The sequence below is a fragment of the Streptococcus sp. 27098_8_91 genome, assembly GCF_041432385.1.
Lineage (GTDB): Bacteria > Bacillota > Bacilli > Lactobacillales > Streptococcaceae > Streptococcus.
Genome location: NZ_JAPVZN010000001.1, coordinates 336,556 through 357,454, shown reverse-complemented (window position 1 = coordinate 357,454; position 20,899 = coordinate 336,556). Strand labels below are relative to the sequence as shown.

General features: G+C 41.1%; 12 protein-coding genes and 1 pseudogene. All 13 read left to right on the top strand.

What is annotated here, in order from left to right; translation table 11 throughout:
• The first annotated feature begins 39 nt into the window (after positions 1 to 39).
• The gene (yaaA, locus tag O3611_RS01635; RefSeq protein ID WP_371607600.1) at positions 40 to 762 is read left to right on the top strand and encodes a peroxide stress protein YaaA; all 723 of its coding nucleotides are present in this window, start codon (positions 40 to 42) and stop codon (positions 760 to 762) included.
• Between the two features lie 140 nt (positions 763 to 902).
• Entirely contained in the window at positions 903 to 2,189 is a 1,287-nt protein-coding gene (locus O3611_RS01630) for a homoserine dehydrogenase (RefSeq protein ID WP_371607599.1), read from the top strand.
• 1 nt (position 2,190) lies between these two features.
• The gene (thrB, locus tag O3611_RS01625) at positions 2,191 to 3,060 is read left to right on the top strand and encodes a homoserine kinase (RefSeq protein ID WP_371607598.1); all 870 of its coding nucleotides are present in this window, start codon (positions 2,191 to 2,193) and stop codon (positions 3,058 to 3,060) included.
• 230 nt (positions 3,061 to 3,290) lie between these two features.
• Positions 3,291 to 4,229 carry a peptide-methionine (R)-S-oxide reductase MsrB gene (gene msrB, locus O3611_RS01620; protein ID WP_281335361.1) on the top strand — a complete coding sequence of 313 codons (939 nt, stop codon included), beginning with the start codon at positions 3,291 to 3,293 and terminating at the stop codon, positions 4,227 to 4,229.
• Between the two features lie 49 nt (positions 4,230 to 4,278).
• Entirely contained in the window at positions 4,279 to 6,003 is a 1,725-nt protein-coding gene (locus tag O3611_RS01615) for an ABC transporter ATP-binding protein (RefSeq protein WP_371607597.1), read from the top strand.
• A gap of 1 nt (position 6,004) precedes the next feature.
• Positions 6,005 to 7,753, top strand: a complete 1,749-nt coding sequence (locus tag O3611_RS01610) for an ABC transporter ATP-binding protein (protein ID WP_371607596.1) — start codon at positions 6,005 to 6,007, stop codon at positions 7,751 to 7,753.
• A gap of 238 nt (positions 7,754 to 7,991) precedes the next feature.
• Positions 7,992 to 9,251: a TRZ/ATZ family protein gene (locus O3611_RS01605; protein WP_371607595.1), complete on the top strand. Its 1,260-nt coding sequence runs from the start codon at positions 7,992 to 7,994 to the stop codon at positions 9,249 to 9,251.
• Positions 9,252 to 9,619: 368 nt separating this feature from the next.
• Positions 9,620 to 10,357: an adaptor protein MecA gene (mecA, locus tag O3611_RS01600; protein ID WP_371607594.1), complete on the top strand. Its 738-nt coding sequence runs from the start codon at positions 9,620 to 9,622 to the stop codon at positions 10,355 to 10,357.
• 780 nt (positions 10,358 to 11,137) lie between these two features.
• Positions 11,138 to 11,701, top strand: coding sequence for a TIGR01440 family protein (locus tag O3611_RS01595; RefSeq protein ID WP_371607593.1), 564 nt, complete (start codon positions 11,138 to 11,140; stop codon positions 11,699 to 11,701).
• A 1-nt stretch (position 11,702) separates the two neighbouring features.
• Positions 11,703 to 17,918, top strand: coding sequence for a ZmpA/ZmpB/ZmpC family metallo-endopeptidase (locus tag O3611_RS01590; protein ID WP_371607592.1), 6,216 nt, complete (start codon positions 11,703 to 11,705; stop codon positions 17,916 to 17,918).
• A gap of 158 nt (positions 17,919 to 18,076) precedes the next feature.
• Positions 18,077 to 18,637, top strand: coding sequence for a redoxin family protein (locus O3611_RS01585; RefSeq protein WP_311523737.1), 561 nt, complete (start codon positions 18,077 to 18,079; stop codon positions 18,635 to 18,637).
• A gap of 9 nt (positions 18,638 to 18,646) precedes the next feature.
• Positions 18,647 to 19,762, top strand: coding sequence for a peptide-methionine (R)-S-oxide reductase MsrB (gene msrB, locus O3611_RS01580; protein WP_371607591.1), 1,116 nt, complete (start codon positions 18,647 to 18,649; stop codon positions 19,760 to 19,762).
• Positions 19,763 to 19,928: 166 nt separating this feature from the next.
• Positions 19,929 to 20,825: pseudogene (locus O3611_RS01575) on the top strand (ZmpA/ZmpB/ZmpC family metallo-endopeptidase); the annotation flags it as partial.
• Positions 20,826 to 20,899 lie beyond the last annotated feature (74 nt).

Sequence of the window (20,899 nt, the reverse complement as noted above, 5' to 3'; positions counted from 1 at the left end):
ATCCTTGGTAGTCATAGGAAAATATGCTACACTAACACTATGAAAATTTTAATCCCAACTGCAAAAGAAATGAACACCAGTCTTCCGACTGTAAAATCAAAACCTTTGTCTCCTGAGAGTCAGGCTGTTCTGGATGCATTAGCGACATATTCTGCCCAAGAACTAGAGAGTTTTTACAAAATTTCTGCCGAAAAAGCGCAAGAGGAGTATGACCATATCCAAGCCTTGAAAAATGGATCGACTAGAAACTATCCAGCCTTGCACCTCTTTGATGGACTTATGTATCGCAACATCAAACGGGACGATCTCACCAAGGAGGAGCAAACCTATCTGGAGAAGCACCTCATGATAACGTCAGCTCTCTATGGTGTGATTCCAGCCTTTGAACCGATTGCACCTCACAGATTAGACTTTTTGATGAAGCTTAAAATTGCTGGGAAAAGCCTGAAAAGTCACTGGCAATCAGCTTATGAAGAGTCAGTGAAGGAGGAAGATTGCATCTTTTCACTCTTGTCTTCGGAATTTGAAACTGTCTTCCCTAAAGAGGTTCGCGAGCAAATGGTGACCTTTAAGTTTATGGAAGAGCGAGATGGAAAACTAAAAATCCACTCAACCATTTCAAAGAAAGCTAGGGGTGCTTTCTTAACAGCCTTGACGGAAAATCAGGTGACTTCAGTAGAAGAAATCAAAAAGCTCAGCTTTGCAGGTTTCCGTTATCGAGAAGACCTGTCTACTGGCAAGGAATTGGCTTTTGTGAAATAGATTGAAAATAGAGTCTGTCCTAGGTTGTATCAGGGCAGGCTTTTTTATGATTTGACGCTCCTATTTTTAGTTCAGAATGGTAGGAATTTTCTCACAATTTTGGTATAATAGGACTATTAGAAAATTTCGAGGAGACAAATATGTCAGTTAAGATTGCTTTACTTGGATTTGGTACAGTAGCCAGTGGTGTACCATTCTTACTAAAGGAAAATGGAGAAAAAATTGTTCAAGCAGCACATTCAGAAATTGAAGTAGCCAAGGTTTTGGTCAAAGACGATGAAGAGAAAGCACGCTTGCTTGAGGCAGGAAATGATTTTAATTTTGTAACAAATATCGATGAAATCTTGTCAGACAAAGACATCACAATTGTTGTTGAGTTGATGGGACGTATCGAACCTGCTAAAACTTTTATTACTCGTGCCTTAGAAGCAGGGAAGCACGTTGTGACAGCCAACAAGGACCTTTTGGCTGTTCATGGTGCAGAATTGCTTGAGATTGCTAAAGCTCATAATGTTGCTCTTTACTATGAAGCAGCTGTTGCGGGAGGAATTCCAATACTTCGTACCTTGGTTAACTCACTAGCATCAGACAAAATCACACGTGTTCTTGGTGTTGTCAATGGCACATCAAACTTCATGATGACTAAAATGGTAGAAGAAGGCTGGTCTTACGCTGACGCCCTTGCAGAAGCCCAACGACTTGGCTTTGCTGAAAGTGATCCTACAAATGACGTTGACGGGATTGATGCAGCCTACAAGATGGTCATCCTCAGCCAGTTTGCATTTGGGATGAATGTCAAATTTGAAGATGTGGCCCATCAAGGAATCCGCAACATCACTCCAGAGGATGTGGCAGTTGCCCAAGATCTTGGGTATGTGGTTAAATTAGTAGGTTCTATCGAAGAAACACCATCTGGAATCGCTGCCGAGGTTACACCAACCTTCCTTCCTAAGGCTCACCCACTTGCAAGTGTCAATGGTGTCATGAATGCAGTCTTTGTGGAGTCTATCGGGATTGGCGAGTCTATGTACTATGGACCAGGTGCCGGACAAAAACCAACTGCAACGAGTGTCGTAGCTGATATCGTTCGTATCGTTCGTCGCTTGAATGACGGTACCATTGGAAAAGCCTTTAACGAATATCATCGTGACCTTGTTTTGGCTCAGCCAGAAGATGTCAAAGCCAACTACTATTTCTCAATCTTGGCACCAGATTCAAAAGGTCAAGTCTTGAAATTGGCTGAACTCTTTAATGCAGAAGATATTTCCTTCAAGCAAATCTTGCAAGATGGTAAGCAAGAAGGCCAGGCTCGTGTTGTTATCATTAGCCATAAGATCAACAAGGCGCAACTTGAAAATATTACAGACGCTTTGAAGGCGGTAGCTGAGTTTGAACTTCTCAACACCTTCAAGGTTTTAGGAGACTAAGATGAAGATTATTGTACCTGCTACAAGTGCCAATGTGGGTCCTGGTTTTGACTCGGTTGGTGTAGCTGTAACTAAATATCTAGAAATTCAGGTTTGTGAGGAACGCGAAGAATGGATGATTGAGCACCAATTAGGCAAATGGATTCCACGTGACGAGCGTAATCTTTTGCTGAAGATTGCTTTACAAATTGTTCCAGACCTACAACCAAGACGTTTGAAGATGGTTAGCGATATTCCACTTGCGCGTGGACTAGGTTCTTCTAGTTCTGTCATCGTTGCAGGAATTGAATTGGCAAATCAACTAGGAAATCTCAAACTAAGCGATCACGACAAGTTGCAATTAGCGACTAAGATTGAGGGGCACCCTGATAATGTTGCACCTGCTATCTATGGAAATCTCGTCATTGCGAGCTCAGTTGAAGACCAGGTTTCAGCTGTTGTGGCGCCTTTCCCAGAGTGTGCTTTCCTAGCTTATATTCCAAACTATGAATTGCGAACTCGCGATAGTCGTGGTGTCTTGCCTAAGAAACTCTCATACAAGGAAGCTGTTGCAGCAAGTTCTATCGCCAATGTGGCTATCGCAGCTCTACTGACAGGAGATATGGTCAAAGCTGGCCAAGCTATCGAGAGTGACCTTTTCCACGAGCGTTACCGCCAAGATTTGGTGCGAGAATTTGCGACAATTAAAAAAGTTGCCAAGAGAAACGGTGCTTATGCGACCTACTTGTCTGGTGCTGGTCCTACTGTCATGGTTCTAGCTGATCCTGATAAGATGCCGAAGATTAAGGCAGAGCTTGAAAAACAACCGTTCAAAGGCAAGCTTCATGATTTGCAAGTAGACATAGAAGGCGTGCGCATCGAAGAAAAATAAATATAGCAATAGGATGGGGAAACTCTCTATTAGAGGGCTTCCTGTCCTTTTTTTGAAAATGAAACATGGGAATTGATACTCAATGAAAATCAAAGAGCAAACTAGGAAGCGAGCCACAGGCTGTACTTGAGTACGGCAAGGCGAAGCTGACGTGGTTTGAATTTGATTTTCGAAGAGTATGAAAGGTTTCCCGTATTTGATGACCGATAGAAGGTCAAGGAGGATTTGAAATGGCAGAAATATATCTAGCAGGTGGTTGTTTTTGGGGCTTGGAAGAATATTTTTCCAGAATTTCTGGAGTGCTGCAAACAAGTGTTGGTTACGCTAATGGTCAAGTTGAAACCACCAATTATCAATTAATCAAAGAAACAGATCACGCAGAGACTGTGCAAGTCGTCTACGATGAAAAGGTAGTCTCGCTTCGTGAAATCTTGCTCTATTATTTCCGAGTCATTGATCCCCTATCTGTCAATCAACAAGGGAATGACCGTGGTCGTCAATACCGCACAGGGATTTATTACCTAGAAGAAGCTGATCTACCAACGATCAATACAGTAGTCCGCGAACAAGAACTACTCATCGGTCGTAAAATTGCAGTGGAAGTGGAGAAGCTTCGTCACTATATCTTAGCTGAAGACTATCACCAAGACTACCTCAAGAAAAATCCTGGTGGCTATTGCCATATCGATGTGAGAGATGCAGAGAAACCATTGATAGACGCAGCTAACTACGAAAAACCTAGTCAGGAAGTATTACGAGAACAACTGTCTGAAGAGTCCTATCGAGTCACGCAAGAGGCTGCGACGGAAGCTCCCTTTAGCAATGCCTACGACCAAACTTTTGAGGAAGGAATTTATGTCGATATCACGACTGGTGAGCCCCTCTTCTTTGCCAAGGATAAGTTTGCCTCAGGCTGTGGTTGGCCAAGCTTTAGCCGACCAATTTCTAAAGAGCTCATTCATTACTACCAGGATTTGAGTCACGGTATGGAGCGTATCGAAGTTCGGTCACGTTTGGGTAATGCCCACTTGGGTCATGTCTTTACAGACGGGCCTCAGGAACTAGGTGGCTTACGCTATTGTATCAATTCTGCTTCTTTACGATTCATTGCTAAGGATGAGATGGAAGAGGCTGGTTATGGCTACTTGCTTCCATATTTAAACAAGTAAAAAGATGGTGGTTTTTCCACCTTCTTCATTTTGTAAATAGAAGGGACATATGAAACAATTACTTTCTTACTTTAAACCCTACCTCAAGGAGTCTTTTCTAGCACCCTTGTTTAAGCTGCTAGAAGCTGTTTTTGAACTCTTGGTACCCATGGTGATAGCTGGGATTGTCGACCAATCCATCCCTCAAAAAGATCAAGCTCATCTCTGGATGCAAATGGGTCTCCTCTTTGTGTTTGCAGTTATCGGCGTCCTAGTTGCCCTAGTTGCCCAGTTTTACTCAGCCAAGGCAGCTGTCGGATTTACCAAGGAGTTGACCAATGACCTCTATCGTCATATTCTCTCCTTGCCAAAGGATAGTCGAGACCGTTTGACGACTTCGAGTTTGGTGACGCGTTTGACTTCAGATACCTACCAGATTCAAACGGGAATCAATCAATTCTTGCGCTTATTTTTAAGGGCTCCTATTATTGTTTTCGGTGCCATTTTCATGGCATATCGTCTCTCGCCTGAATTGACCTTTTGGTTTTTGGTCATGGTTGCCATTTTGACCCTTGTCATTGTTGTTTTATCACGCTTGGTCAATCCTCTTTATAGTATTTTGAGAAAGAAAACAGATCAGCTGGTTCAGGAAACACGCCAACAGATACAAGGCATGCGTGTGATTCGTGCTTTTGGTCAAGAAAAACGAGAAATCGAGAATTTCCAAGTACTAAACCAAATCTATACGGCTATCCAAATGAAAACAGGCTACTGGTCTAGTCTCTTGACTCCCTTGACCTATTTGATTGTTAATGGGACCTTGCTGGTGATTATCTGGAATGGCTATATTTCTATCCAGGGAGGCTGGCTCAGTCAGGGTGCCTTGATTGCCTTAATCAACTATCTTCTACAAATCTTGGTAGAGTTGATTAAACTAGCCATGCTCATCAATTCACTCAACCAGTCCTATATATCAGCTAAGCGTATTGAGGAAGTCTTCGCTGAAGAACCTGAAGATATTCATTCTGAACTTCAGGCAGGAATGGTTTCTGGAAATCAAGTTTTACAAGTCAGTCACTTGAGCTTTACCTACCCAGATGCTGCTCAACCATCCTTGCGAAATCTTTCTTTTGCTATGCAACAAGGACAAATTCTTGGAATCATTGGGGGAACTGGTTCTGGTAAGTCAACCTTAGTGCAGGTCCTACTTGGCCTTTATACGGCAGATAAGGGAAGCATTTCCCTTTATCGAGATGGACGTAGTCCTCGCGATCTTTCTGAATGGCGTTCTTGGATGGCCTATGTCCCTCAAAAAGTTGAACTCTTTAAGGGAACCATCCGTTCCAACTTGACTTTAGGTATGGAAGAAACAGTCTCGGACCAAGAACTCTGGCAGGCCTTGGAAATTGCCCAGGCCAAGGACTTTGTCAGTGAAAAGGAAGGTCAGCTGGACGCAGAAGTCCAAGCGGGTGGCCGTAATTTCTCAGGTGGGCAAAAACAACGTTTATCGATTGCCCGAGCAGTTTTACGTCAAGCTCCTTTTCTCATCCTCGATGATGCGACTTCGGCTCTTGATACCATTACTGAGTCCAATCTTCTCAAAGCTGTTCAGGAAAATTTGCCTGATACTAGCTTAATATTGATTTCCCAACGAACTTCGACCTTGAAGATTGCTGAACAAATTCTCCTTTTAGAAAAAGGTCAGCAATTAGCGCTTGGAAATCATGAGGAATTGATGAAGACTAGTCAAGTCTATCGTGAAATCAATGCATCCCAACATGGAAAGGAGGATTAGAATGAAAGGCAAACATGCAAGTCAAACCCTCAAACGTTTGGCAAAAGATTTAGCAAGTCATCCCATCCTTCTTTTTCTGGCTTTCTTGGGAACCATTGCCCAAGTAGCCCTATCAATCTATCTGCCAATCTTGATTGGACAAGTAATTGACCAAGTCTTAGTGACGGGCTCATCTCAGGTGTTTTGGCAGATTTTCCTCCAGATGATATTGGTGGTCATAGGAAATACACTGGTACAATGGGCCAATCCCCTCCTATACAACCGCCTCATTTTCTCCTATACCAGAGATTTACGTGAAAAAATCATTCAAAAACTCCATCGTCTCCCGATTGCCCTTGTAGACAAACAGGGGAGCGGAGAAATGGTCAGCCGTGTAACGACAGATATCGAGCAGTTGGCAGCGGGACTGAACATGATTTTCAACCAATTTTTCATCGGAATTCTGATGATTTTGGTCAGCATCCTTGCTATGCTTCAAATTCATCTCTTGATGACTCTCTTGGTTCTGCTCTTAACACCTCTGTCTATGGTCATTTCACGCTTTATTGCAAAGAGATCCTACCATCTCTTTCAAAAGCAGACTGAGACTAGGGGTATTCAAACCCAGTTGATTGAAGAATCGCTCACCCAGCAGAACATTATCCAGTCGTTTAATGCCCAGGAAGAATTCATCGATAGACTTCATGAGGCAAATGATACTTATGCAGGATATTCTCAGTCGGGTATCTTTTATTCTTCGACAGTCAATCCTTCAACTCGTTTTGTCAATGCCCTCATTTATGCCCTTCTTGCTGGAGTTGGGGCTTTCCGTATCATGATGGGCTCTACTTTGACAGTTGGACGTTTAGTGACCTTTTTGAACTATGTGCAGCAGTACACTAAGCCGTTTAATGATATTTCATCGGTCTTAGCCGAGTTGCAGAGTGCATTGGCTTGTGCAGAACGTGTTTATACTGTTTTAGAAAGCCCTGAGATTACAGAAACTGGCCTTAAAGAATTGAACAGCGACCAAGTCAAGGGAGCTATTTCCTTTAAGCATGTTTCTTTTGGCTATACTCCAGAAAAAATCTTGATTAAGGACTTGTCTATTGATATTCCAGCTGGTAGTAAGGTTGCTATCGTAGGACCAACGGGTGCTGGGAAATCCACCCTCATCAATCTCCTTATGCGTTTTTATCCGATTAACTCTGGAGATATTTTGCTAGATGGTCATTCGATTTATGACTATACCCGATTATCATTGAGACAGCAGTTTGGGATGGTTCTTCAAGAAACTTGGCTCAAGCAAGGAACCATTCATGACAATATTGCCTTTGGCAATCCTCATGCTAGCCGAGAGCAGGTCATTGCAGCAGCTAAGGCGGCTAATGCAGATTTCTTTATCCAACAATTGCCACAGGGATATGATACCAAGCTTGAAAATGCTGGTGAATCCTTGTCTGTTGGTCAGGCTCAGCTTTTAACCATTGCCCGTGTCTTTCTAGCCATTCCAAAGATTCTTATCTTAGACGAGGCGACTTCATCCATCGATACCCGTACCGAGGTGCTGGTTCAGGACGCCTTTGCCAAACTCATGAAGGGGCGGACAAGCTTTATCATCGCCCACCGTTTGTCAACCATTCAGGATGCTGATTTGATTCTTGTCTTGGTGGATGGTGATATTGTCGAACATGGCAATCATCAGGAACTCATGGCGAGAAAAGGTAAATATTATCAAATGCAAGAAGCAGCTGCTTTTAGTCCAGAATAGACTTTTAATCGTTTATAAAGCAAATAAGCAAATACAGAATAAAAGTTGCCTTCGGGTGACTTTTTTGTTACAATAGCTAGAAAATTATCTAGTATGAAAGCTAATACTCAATGAAAATCAAAGAGCAAACTAGGAAACTAGCCGCAGGTTGCTCAAAGCACGGCTTTGAGGTTGCAGATAAAGCTGACGTGGTTTGAAGAGATTTTCGAAGAGTATAATTTAGAAAAGGAGCCTATTGATGAAAGTCTTTCAGCATGTAAATATCGTGACTTGTGACCAAGATTTCCATGTCTACCTGGATGGTATCTTAGCTCTTGAAAATTCTCAAATCGTCTATGTCGGTCAGGAAAATCAAGAAATTCTCAAGCAAGCAGATCAAATCATAGACTATCAGGGTGCTTGGATCATACCTGGTTTGGTTAACTGCCATACCCACTCTGCCATGACAGGCTTGAGAGGCATTCGTGATGATAGCAATCTCCATGAATGGCTGGAGAACTATATCTGGCCGGCAGAAGCAGAATTCACACCAGAGATGACTACAAAGGCTGTCAAAGAGGCGCTAACAGAGATGCTCCAATCAGGGACAACAACCTTCAATGATATGTACAATCCTAATGGAGTGGATATAGCTGAGATTTATGAAGCAGTCAAGGCATCCAAGATGCGTTGCTATTTCTCTCCGACCCTCTTTTCTTCAGAAACCGAGACGACGGATGAAACCATAGCCAGAACTCGAGCTGTTATCGAGACAATCAAAGGCTATCAAGACCCAAATTTCAAGGTTATGGTGGCCCCTCATTCGCCCTACAGTTGTAGTCGAGAATTGTTAGAGGCTAGCTTGAACCTAGCAAAAGAAGAAGATATTTCGCTTCATATCCACGTGGCAGAAACCCAGAAAGAGTCAGGAATTATCCTGAAACGCTATGGCAAACGCCCACTAGCCTTTCTAGATGAACTTGGGTATTTAGATCATCAGGCTGTATTTGCTCACGGTGTTGAGTTAAATGAAGCAGAGATTGCCCGCTTGGCAGATTCGCAAGTCGCTATCGCCCACAATCCTATCAGCAACCTCAAACTAGCCTCAGGGATTGCACCAGTCGTCCAACTTCAACAGGCAGGAGTAGCATTTGGTATTGCAACTGATTCAGTTGCTTCTAACAATAACCTGGATATGTTTGAGGAAGGGCGGACTGCAGCACTCTTACAGAAGATGAAGAGTGGTGATGCCAGCCAATTTCCAATCGAAACTGCCCTCAAGGCACTGACGATCGAGGGTGCTAAGGTACTAGGAATGGAAGACGAGATTGGTAGTTTAGAAGTCGGCAAGCAAGCAGATTTTCTCGTTATCCAACCCCAAGGGAAAATTCATCTTCAACCCCAAAAAAACATGCTGTCTCACCTGGTTTATGCCGTCAAGTCGAGTGATGTCGATGACGTCTATATTGCAGGTGAGCAAGTCGTGAGAGCTGGGAAGGTACTAACAGTAGATTTGTAAGTGATACTCTTTCTAATTTTTTAAAGCCAGGTCGGTGTTGTCTTGACCTCATTAGCTCTAACAAGTTTATTGAGTGAGTATTTATTGTGTAGGCCGTATAGAAAAAAGAAGACTTTGCGAGTCTTCTTTTTGTTGCATAATATTTAATTTGAACATTTTTGAGAGGGATACAGACCTTTATCCTCTTTTAATCCTTGCACGAACTAGGTCAAGTATATCTGATAGTGTTTTGTCTATGATAATAAAGAGTTTGATGACATAATAAGTATTCTACACTAGATAGTAATCGATATCCCAACGCCATTCTTTTGATAAAATCTGTGAAATCTTGTATAATAGATAGAACTGAAAGTATGAGGTTACGAACTATGAAAATGAAACAAATCAGTGATACGACTTTAAAAATCACGATGTCTTTAGAAGATTTGATGGATCGTGGAATGGAAATCGCAGACTTTCTCGTTCCACAAGAAAAAACTGAAGAGTTTTTCTATGCCATTTTGGATGAACTAGAAATGCCAGATAGTTTTTTGGATACAGGCATGCTTAGCTTTCGAGTGACTCCAAAGCCTGACAAGGTTGATGTCTTTGTAACCAAGTCAAAGATTGACCAAAATTTGGACTTTGAAGATTTGGCAGACCTTCCAGATATGGATGAGTTGGCGAAAATGTCTCCAGATGAGTTTTTGAAAACCTTGGAGAAAACCATGGCAGAAAAAACTAAAGACGATATTGAAGCCATTCAATCTTTGGAACAAGTTGAAAAGGAAGAGGAAGCAGTGCTTGATGAAGCCCTCGAAGCAGAAGAAGGAAAGAGAGAGCCTTATATCTACTATATCTTACGCTTTGACGATTTATCTAGTTTGGTTTCTTTCGCTAAAACAGTTGATTACCAAATGGAGACTTCAGAGCTATATAAGATGAATGATCAATACTATTTGACAGTTTTAGTGGATGTAGAGGATCGTCCAAATCTTTATCCTGCTTGGTTACTGGCTCGCATGCGAGAATTTGCGGATGATAGTGATATCAGTCGCTCAGTCCTTCAAGAATACGGTCAAATCATCATCAACCACGATGCCGTCAAAGGACTCCAAAAAGTTTAATCTAGAAAAAGAGGTTGGGACAAAAGATCCCGACCTCACTTTTTATTAGCAATCAAACTTTGACGCGGTAGCTGATTGAACTTTTTGTTCGTCTTTTATACTCTTCGAAAATCAAATTCAAACCACGTCAGCGTCACCTTGCCGTACTAAGGTACAGCCTGCGGCTAGCTTCCTAGTTTGCTCTTTGATTTTCATTGAGTATTAGACTCCAAAAAGCTTCTAATCATCCTCGCGGGGCTGGGACTACGAAATCGAGACTTTGTCTATCGATTTCTGTCCCACCGCCTTTTGTTATCTTCTCTGTAAAATCTATTTTTTTAAAATTGGATACAGTTTGTATTCAAAAAATTGCTATATTATAATTTGATAGCAGAATTAAAATTTTAGCATAATTTCATGAAAATTTTCTGAATGGACAAAGGTTAGTACGAAGTAGAAAAAAAGTCCAAAAAAGTCCAAAAAATAAGGTGAATTAGTAGCTTAAAAGTAAGAAATGGGGTAGAATGGAGGAAGTTACTTTCGGTAGTTTAGAATCGAATTGACTGACAAATCTTTTAGGTGTAAATGTTGCTACAGCAACGATTTTACTAAACTATTATATTTTTTTTGTTTTCAAAGTATAATTTTAGTTTATATTTGAAAATAGATAAAATTTGAATCAGTTTTTGAAAAGAGCCCTCATATAGTTTTTGAATCCTAGCAAATGGTATTCCTATGTCTTCCAATCTTGCTAAAATTGATGAAAAACGATATGATAGAATGAAAAAAGCGAGGTGAAATATGGACCAAAGACGGATTCAAATAGAAACACAGCAGATTCTTGAAGATGTACTAGACAAGGCTTCTTTACAGGAGGGAGCACTATTTGTCTTGGGGTTGTCTTCGAGTGAAGTGCTGGGAGGACACATCGGAAAAGATTCGAGTCAGGAAATCGGTGAACTTATTGTCAAGACTATGTTGGAACTGTTGACGGCTAAGGGAATTCAACTGGCTGTTCAAGGTTGTGAACATGTCAATCGGGCTTTAGTTGTTGAACGAGAAGTAGCTATAAAACATCAGTTGGAGATTGTGAGTGTACTCCCGACCTTACATGCAGGAGGTTCTGGTCAATTGGCCGCCTTTCGCTATATGAAGGATCCCGTGGAGGTCGAATTTATCAGGGCAGATGCTGGTCTAGACATTGGTGATACAGCTATCGGTATGCATATCAAACATGTTCAGGTACCCATTCGACCAGTCTTAAGAGAGATTGGTCTGGCTCATGTGACAGCACTTGCTAGTCGACCAAAACTCATTGGAGGGGCGCGTGCTCAATATCCAATAGATCACATTAGAAAGATTTAAAATGAAAAACAGAAAAATGCAGTTTGATAGAGTCATTAAATACTCTATTCGGAAGTTCTCAGTTGGTGTAGGTTCTGCGGTTATCGGGACATTTCTTTTGGGGGCAAATAACTTTTTAGTTGAAACTGTTGCAGCTAACGAAGTAGCGACACCTAGCCAAGTTCATTACCGTTATTTGGCTGAGCAAGAATTGACAGAAGCAGAAAAGGCTTTGATTCATCGCGAACTTCCTTCTGATTTAAAGCAAGATGATGTTGTCTATCTTGTTTACAGAAAGAAGGAAGTGAATTCTCAACAATTGCCGAACACTGGAAGCAAGGAGTTAGCACTGGCAACTCTTGGATTTGCAACAGCGTCTTTGGTTGTTGTGGTGATGTCTAAAAAACACCGCAATAAAATGTTGGGTCTTCTCTTTATTGGAGCGCTAGGTGGTAGTTACTTTATCCCTCAGTCAGCTCAAGCATTTGAGAATAAAATCCTAGTGTCCTACAATCAAACGATTGCAGCAAGTAGTCAAGAGGACTTGGCAAAAGGTGTCATTCAAATCGAAGGATACGAATACGTCGGTTACTTTAAAGCATCAGATTTCCAAGACCAACCAGAGAAAATTGCTACTGCTAAAGGAACTCAAGAAGTAGGCCATGAAGGTGAATCTCTGGTTCAACCAGAATTGCCAGCTTACACAGGTGAGATTAGTACTAAAGGAACTCAAGAATCAGGCCATGAAGGTGAATCTCTGGTTCAACCAGAGTTGCCAGCCTACACTGGCGAGCTTACAGCCAAAGGAACGCAAGAAGCAGGCCACGAAGGCGAATCTTTGGTTCAGCCAGCATTGCCAGCCTACACCGGCGAGCTTAGCGCTAAAGGCACCCAAGAAGAGGGTCACGAAGGCGAATCCCTAGTTCAGCCAGCATTGCCAGCCTACACCGGCGAGCTTACAGCCAAAGGAACCCAAGAAGAGGGTCACGAAGGCGAATCCCTAGTTCAGCCAGCATTGCCAGCCTACACCGGTGAGATTAGCGCTAAAGGAACTCAAGAAGAAGGCCACGAAGGTGAATCACTGGTTCAACCAGAAGCCCCAGCCTACACCGGCGAGATTACATCCAAAGGTACTCAAGAAGCAGGCCACGAAGGCGAATCTTTGGTTCAACCAGAATTGCCAGCCTACACCGGTGAGCTTAGCGCTAAAGGAACTCAAGAAGAAGGCCACGAAGGTGAGTCCTTAGTTCAGCCAGAACAACCAGCTTATACTAGCGAGGTTACAGCAAAAGGCACGCAAGAAGCAGGTCACGAAGGTGAGTCCTTAGTTCAACCAGAATCCCCAGCTTACACAGGTGAGATTACAGCAAAAGGCACTCAAGAAGAAGGTCACGAAGGTGAGTCTTTAGTTCAGCCAGAATTACCAGCCTATACAGGCGAACTTAGCGCTAAAGGAACTCAAGAATCAGGTCATGAAGGTGAATCCCTAGTTCAACCAGAAGCTCCAGCTTATACAGGCGAGATTACAGCCAAAGGCACGCAAGAAGAAGGCCACGAAGGCGAATCTCTAGTTCAGCCAGAAAACCCCGCCTACACCGGCGAAATCACAGCAAAAGGAACTCAAGAAGAAGGCCACGAAGGTGAATCCCTAGTTCAGCCAGAATTACCAGAGTATACAGTAGCTGAAGCAACTATCACAGAAACTGAAACTGTAGAAGTTCCATATACAAGAGAGTATGTAAATGACGATACTCGCTACACTGATGAAGAAACAGTAATTCAAAATGGTCAAGCAGGAAGTCAGCTGATTCATCGTGTCTATAAGACAGTCAATGGCCAAAAAGTTGGGGACCCAATCAGCACGAGTACAGAAACTGTTAAGGCTCCAGTAAACGAAAAAATTAGTCGTGGTACCAAGGCTATTGAAGGTAAAGTTGAAGAAGTTTCATTTGAAGAAATTCCTTTCGAGACAAGAACAGAAGTAGACAGCACTCTTCCGAAGGGAACAGAAGTTGTTGCTCAAGCTGGTCAAAACGGTAAGAAAAAGATTACCAAAGTCTATAAGACTCTTAAGGGCGTGAAAACTGCGGATGCTCCAACTATTTCAGAGGAAGTTGTCGAAGCTGCGCAAGATCGTCTCATTAAGAAAGGTGATCAAGTCCTCGCTGCGCCAACGTTGACAATTACTCAAATTGATAAAGAAGAATTAGAGCGTAGTGCCAAGGTTCGTTACCAATTGGTCAAACCAACAGGTGTAACCATTAAATCTCTTGAAGTTGTCTTGAAAGACGGAGACACTAGCCTTCAAACAGTCAACATGTCTGAGGGAGATTTGACTGCTAATCTTACAGACTTGAAATACTACAAGGACTACAAGATTGCAACCAAGATGGTTTACGATCGTGGAAATGGGAACGAAGAAGTTGTTCTCACGGAAGAACCACTGCGACTTGATCTCAAAAAAGTCGAAGTCAAAAATATCAAGGAAACCAGCCTTATCAGTGTTGATGACCAAGGTGTAGAAACTGATAATAGTCTATTGTCAGCTAAACCATCAGATGTTAAACCTTATTACTTGAAAGTGACAACTCATGATAACAAGGTTACAAGACTAGCTGTTGACAAGATTGAAGAAGTTACTGTAGATGGTAAAACATTGTACAAAGTAACTGCCCAAGCCCCTGATTTAATTCAGCGTAATTCAGACAACAAGTTCAGTCAAGAATATGTCCATTACTTTGCTAAGCCAAAAGCTCATGAAGGTGATGTTTATTACGATTTCAATGATCTTGTAAAGGCCATGCAGGACAATAAAAATGGAACATTTAAACTAGGTGCTGATCTTAATGCAGCTAATGTTCCAACACCAAATAAACAATATGTACCTGGTAAGTTTAGTGGAACTTTAACAAGTGTTGAAGGAAAGCAGTACACAATCCACAATATGGCTCGTCAATTGTTCGATAATATCGAGGGTGGCTCGGTTACAAATGTTAACCTAGGTAACGTTGATATCAATATGCCTTGGGCTGAAAATATTTCACCACTTGCAAGAACGATTAAAAATGCTACAGTTGAGAATGTCAAGGTGACTGGTAGTGTTCTTGGTAAAGATGGTATTGCTGGTATTGTCAATAAAGCAGATGTTGGTGGCCTACTTAAAAATGTCGCATTCATTGGTAAACTTACTGGTGTTGGTGACAAAGGCTGGGATATTGGTGGTATTGCCGGTGAAATTTGGAGAGGGAATATCAAACACGCTTATGTAGATGCTGATATTACAGCAAATAAAGCTCGTGTTGGTGGTCTTCTTGCTAGATCTGATAATGGTTCGGATCCTAATGGAATCGACAAGTATGCTTCTGTTCGTAATGCTGTTACTAAAGGAACCATTAATGTTAAGACACCTGTTGAGGTTGGTGGATTCATTAGTAAAAACTGGACATGGGGTAGAGTTGCTGATACTGTTTCAATGATGAAAGTTGAAAATGGTGAAGAGTTCTACGGTTCAAAAGACTTAGACGAAGAAGACGGTTACTATACAAACGATTGGATTGAGCGAAACTATGTTGTTAAAGATGTCAGCTCTGGTAAACGTTCATTCAAACGTTCTCGTACTAACAGAATTCAAGAAATCAGTCTTGAAGAAGCAAATAAAAAGATCGCTGAATTCGGTATCACTGCTGATACGTTTGAAATTAAACCTCTTGTTGAGGATACTCTCAATAATAAGAAAGTAAAAGCTGATACTTATAAAGATACTCAAGATTACGATGCCTCTCGTGAACTTGCCTACCGTAATATCGAAAAATTACAACCTTTCTATAATAAAGAATGGATCGTAAACCAAGGAAACAAATTGGCTGCAGGCAGTCCTCTCTTGACTAAAGAAATCTTGTCTGTAACTGCCATGAAAGGCAATGCCTTTGTGACAGAATTGGCTGATGCTGACCACATTTTGGTGCATTATGCTGACAAGACCAAAGACATCTTTACTGTTTCTCTGAAAGAATCTAAGGTTAAACAAGTGAAAGAGTACAGCATTGCTGAACTTGGAGAAGTTGTTTACACACCTAATATGGTTGACAAAGACCGTAGCGATCTTATCAATGCTATCGTTGAAAAATTAAGTCCAGTTGAGCTACAATCAGATCCAATTTACCAAAAACTTGGTAGAACAGGACCAAATAAAGTTAACGCTATCAAAGATCTTTACCTAGAAGAAAGCTTCAAAGAAGTCAAGGATAATCTGGCTAAATTTGTGAAACAGTTGCTTGAAAATGAAGATCATCAATTAAACACAGATGAGGCTGCTAAACGTGCTTTGATCAAGAAAATTGATGATAACAAGGCAGCGGTTCTCCTTGGTCTATCTTACCTTAACCGTTATTACGGAGTAAAGTTTGATAACTTCAATATCAAGCAACTCATGTTGTTCAAACCAGACTTCTATGGTAAAAATGTAAGTGTGTTAGACTTCTTGATTCAGATTGGTTCTAAGGAAAGTAACATTAAAGGTGATAGAACTCTAGAAGCTTATCGTGAAGCTATCGGTGGAGTTATCGGTATCGGCGAGTTAAACAGTTTCTTAGACTATAATATGCGTCTATTCACAGAAGACAAAGACCTAAATGATTGGTTCATCAAAGCAACCAAAGACAATGTCTATATCGTTGAACCAAAAACAACAACTCCTGAGTTTGCCGATAAGAAACACAGAGCCTACGAAGGTTTAAACAACGATGTGCATGGTAAGATGATCTTGCCACTCTTGAACTTGAAAGATGCCCATATGTTCTTGATTTCAACTTACAATACAATGGCTTATAGTTCATTTGAAAAATATGGTAAGTATACTGAAGCAGAACGTAATGCCTTTAAAGCTGAAATCGATAAGGTTGCAAAAGGTCAACAGAATTATTTAGACTTCTGGTCACGTCTATCAATCGATAAAGTTCGTAATCAACTTTTGAAGAGCAACAACATGGTTCCAACACCTGTTTTGGATAACCAAAACTATAAAGATATTAGTACTGATAAATACGGTCACACTAATAGTGGTAAAGATGTGGCGCCTATCCGTGAATTATACGGACCTACAGGACGTTATCATGCGACTGACTGGCGTATGGGAGCTGTGGCTCGCGTTTATCAGAATCCATATAAAGATGATTCTGTCTTCTTCATGGTTACGGATATGATTAGTGACTTTGGGGTTTCTGCCTTTACCCACGAAACAACTCACGTAAATGACCGTATGGTATACTTGGGTGGCTCAAGACACCGTGAAGGTACTGATTTGGAAGCATTTGCACAAGGAATGTTGCAAACTCCATCAGTATCAAATCCAAATGGTGAATACAAAGCCCTAGGTCTCAACATGGCTTATGAACGTCCAAACGATGGCAATCAATGGTATAACACCAATCCAAATGATCTGAAGTCACGTGACGAAATTGATCGTTACATGAAGGGCTACAACGACACTCTTATGCTTCTGGATTATCTTGAAGGAGAGGCTGTCCTCGATAAAGCAAATCAAGATTTAAACAATGCTTGGTTCAAGAAGGTTGATAAGCAATACCGAGGAAATAACACCAAGAACCAATTCGACAAGGTTCGACCTTTAAGTGATGAGGAAAAAGCTATTCCTTTACGCACAGTAGATGACTTAATTACGAACAACTTCATGACCAACCGTGGTCCAGGCAACAGAGTTTACAACCCAACTGACTTTGATTCTGCTTATGTCACTGTACCTATTACTGCAGGTATCTACGGTGGGAACACAAGTGAAGGTGCTCCTGGAGCCATGTCATTTAAACACAATACTTTCAGAATCTGGGGTTACTATGGCTACGAAAAAGGCTTCTTAAACTATGCTTCTAACATGCTAAAAGCTGAATCTAAAAAAGCTGGAAAAGATACTCTAGGTGATGACTTCATCATTAGCAAGATTTCTGAAGGAAAATTCAACAATCTTGAAGAATGGAAGAAAGCTTACTTCAAAGAAGTGGTGACAAGTGCCAAAAATGGAATTCAGTCTATTGAAATCGATGGTAAAACATACAATAGCTATGAAGACTTGAAACGCGCATTTGCTGAAGCAGTTGATAAAGATAAGGCTACTCTAAGTAACGGATCTGTCAAATTTGATAATACCGTATCACTTAAAGAAAAACTCTTCAAGAAACTTCTTCAACAAACAGATAGCTTTAAAACTTCTATCTTTAAATAATCTCAAACTCTCATCTGCTTAGCAGGTGGGAGTTTTTTGGTTTCCAAGAGTTTTAAGAATTTTCCAAACAGATTCTAAGTATTTTTAGCAAGGTAGGTATATAATAGAACTACAAAGTGAATATCTATATTCATATAACAAAAAAGAAGGTGATGAAGATGAAAACATGGCAAGCAACTGTATTGGTCTGCACTAGTTTGTTTTGTCTATCAGCTTGTAAAAATCAGACAACAAGCGAAACTGACAAACAAAATGGAGACAAACAAGCGCAAGTTAGCTCTCAGGTAGCAAAAAAAGGAGAAGTAGTTCCAGATTTTGAACTCATGGGAGTTGATGGGAAAAACTACCATCTATCAGATTACAAAGGTAAAAAAGTCTATCTCAAATTTTGGGCTTCCTGGTGTTCTATCTGTCTAGCCAGCCTCCCTGATACCGATGAGCTGGCTAAAGAAGAAAGCGATGATTATGTTGTTTTGACAGTCGTTTCTCCTGGTCAAAAAGGCGAGCAAGCAGAAGAAGGCTTCAAGAAATGGTATCAGGGCTTGGACTATAAAGATTTACCAGTATTGTTAGACCCTTCGGGACAACTTTTGGCGAGTTACGGAGTTCGTTCTTATCCGACTCAGGCTTTTATCGATAAAGAAGGCAAACTAGTCAAGACCCAGCCAGGTTTTATGGACAAAGAAACTATTTTACAGATGCTAAAAAGCATAGATTAGAGGCTCATCATGAATGATAAATTAAAAATAATTGTATTCATTGGAATCATCATTTGCATTATTATTGGATTTTTATTTCTTTTGGAAAAAAGGAGCGCAAGCTACACAGATACCACTCAAATCGAGAAGGCAGCAGTTAGTCAAGGGCAAAAAGTCACGAAAAAAACTCAATCAAGTAAAGATGCTGACTTACATGATATCTATCTAGCTGGAGGTTGTTTCTGGGGAGTTGAAGAGTATTTTTCTCGAGTGGCAGGTGTGACAGATGCTGTTTCTGGCTATGCGAATGGGAGAGGAGAAACAACCCAGTATGAATTGATCGGCCAAACCGGGCATGCTGAGACTGTTCATGTGACCTATGATGCCAAACAAATCTCTCTAAAAGAAATCTTGCTCCATTATTTCCGCATTATCAATCCAACTAGCAAAAATAAGCAGGGAAATGATGTGGGGACTCAGTATCGGACTGGTGTCTACTATAAGGACGAGCAGGACCTAGAAGTCATCAATCAAGTTTTTGACCAAGTTTCTAAGAAGTACGACCAGCCTCTGGCGGTTGAAAAGGAAGCCTTAAGAAACTTTATTGTGGCTGAGGACTACCACCAAGATTATCTCCAGAAAAATCCTAACGGCTATTGTCATATCAATGTCAATCAAGCAGCCTATCCTGTTATTGATGCAAGTCAATATCCAAAACCGAGCGACGATGAATTGAAAAAACTCCTGTCTCCAGAGGAGTATGCCGTGACTCAAAATGGTCAAACAGAACGTGCCTTTTCAAATCGTTACTGGGATAAATTTGAAGCAGGTCTTTATGTGGATGTTGCGACTGGCGAACCTCTCTTTTCTTCGAAAGATAAATTTGAATCGGGCTGTGGTTGGCCAAGTTTTACCCAGCCGATCAGTCCAGATGTTGCTACCTATAAGGAAGACAAGTCATACAATATGGTCAGAACGGAAGTCAGAAGTCGAACAGGGGATTCCCACCTAGGACATGTCTTTACAGATGGACCTCAGGACAAGGGAGGTCTACGCTATTGTATCAATAGTCTGTCCATCCGTTTTATTCCTAAGGATCAAATGGAAGAAAAGGGTTATGGATATTTGTTGGATTATGTTGAGTGATTTTGAGATTATTAAAAAGTGTTTACTAGAAATATATTTTAATTCATAAGAAGTGTAGAATTTGAATTTTAGAAGCGGTTGGGCAATTTAATCGAACGTGGTGGAATCACTCCTGAAAATTTTTGATTTTGAAAACAAGTAAGGTGAAGGCCATCAGGGTGAATATGGCGCTCTCGGGCTCAATATGACTTACATGCGACCAAATGATGGGGATCAGTGGTACAATCCAGATCCAACCAAGTTGCAAACACGCCAGCAGATTGACCACTACATGAAAGGTTATAATGAGACCTTGATGCTTCTAGATTATCTGGAAGGGGACCGCGTTCTTGCTAAGAATGATCTGGCTTTGAAGAAGGCTTGGTTCAGCAAGATGACCAAGCAAATGCGTCATCAGGACCAAGATAATAAACTCCTTGCTCCAAACCAGTGGGACTATGTCCGTCCATTGACAGATGAGGAAGCCAAGACTCAGCTAAATTCTGTGGATGACTTAATCAAACATAACATCATCACCAATAGGCATTACCAAGGAACTTACCGACCAGAAGAACTCAAGACAGCTTATGTCAATGTCAAGATGGTGGATGCTATTTATGGTGGAAATACAAGTCAGGGAGCTCCAGGAGCCCTATCCTTCAAGCATAATGCCTTCCGTATGTGGGGTTATTATGGCTACGAAAATGGTTTCCTAGGCTATGCTTCTAATAAATACAAGGATGAGGCGTTAAGCGAGGGACGTGACACCCTTGGAGATGATTTCATCATCCAGAAGGTTTCGAAGGGCAAGTTCCAGAACTTGGAAGAATGGAAGAAGGCCTGGTTTGACGCTATTATTGCCAAGGCAAAACGAGGAATTCATAGTTTTGAAATTGATGGCCAGCAAATTGATTCTTACGAGAAATTGCAAGATTTGTTTGACCAAGCAGTAGAAACGGATTACCGAAACTTTAAGTATGGAGGCTCAGTTGCAAACTATACAGTAGCTCTGAAGAAAAAAGTCTTCCAAAAACTATTACAGGTTACAGATGCCTTTTCATCTGAACTCTTTCCTAAAGGATAGATAAAAAGTCGGTGTGATAAAAGAGAATGCTATGTTCAGATTTTCTTAGAAAGTGACATCTACTTTATCATTCT

Coding starts and splice junctions, on each gene's coding strand:
- O3611_RS01590 (WP_371607592.1), top strand. CDS start 11,703: ATGAAAAACAGAAAAATGCAGTTTGATAGAGTCATTAAATACTCTATT.
- O3611_RS01615 (WP_371607597.1), top strand. CDS start 4,279: ATGAAACAATTACTTTCTTACTTTAAACCCTACCTCAAGGAGTCTTTT.
- thrB (WP_371607598.1), top strand. CDS start 2,191: ATGAAGATTATTGTACCTGCTACAAGTGCCAATGTGGGTCCTGGTTTT.
- O3611_RS01595 (WP_371607593.1), top strand. CDS start 11,138: ATGGACCAAAGACGGATTCAAATAGAAACACAGCAGATTCTTGAAGAT.
- yaaA (WP_371607600.1), top strand. CDS start 40: ATGAAAATTTTAATCCCAACTGCAAAAGAAATGAACACCAGTCTTCCG.
- msrB (WP_371607591.1), top strand. CDS start 18,647: ATGAATGATAAATTAAAAATAATTGTATTCATTGGAATCATCATTTGC.
- O3611_RS01630 (WP_371607599.1), top strand. CDS start 903: ATGTCAGTTAAGATTGCTTTACTTGGATTTGGTACAGTAGCCAGTGGT.
- O3611_RS01585 (WP_311523737.1), top strand. CDS start 18,077: ATGAAAACATGGCAAGCAACTGTATTGGTCTGCACTAGTTTGTTTTGT.
- O3611_RS01605 (WP_371607595.1), top strand. CDS start 7,992: ATGAAAGTCTTTCAGCATGTAAATATCGTGACTTGTGACCAAGATTTC.
- msrB (WP_281335361.1), top strand. CDS start 3,291: ATGGCAGAAATATATCTAGCAGGTGGTTGTTTTTGGGGCTTGGAAGAA.
- mecA (WP_371607594.1), top strand. CDS start 9,620: ATGAAAATGAAACAAATCAGTGATACGACTTTAAAAATCACGATGTCT.
- O3611_RS01610 (WP_371607596.1), top strand. CDS start 6,005: ATGAAAGGCAAACATGCAAGTCAAACCCTCAAACGTTTGGCAAAAGAT.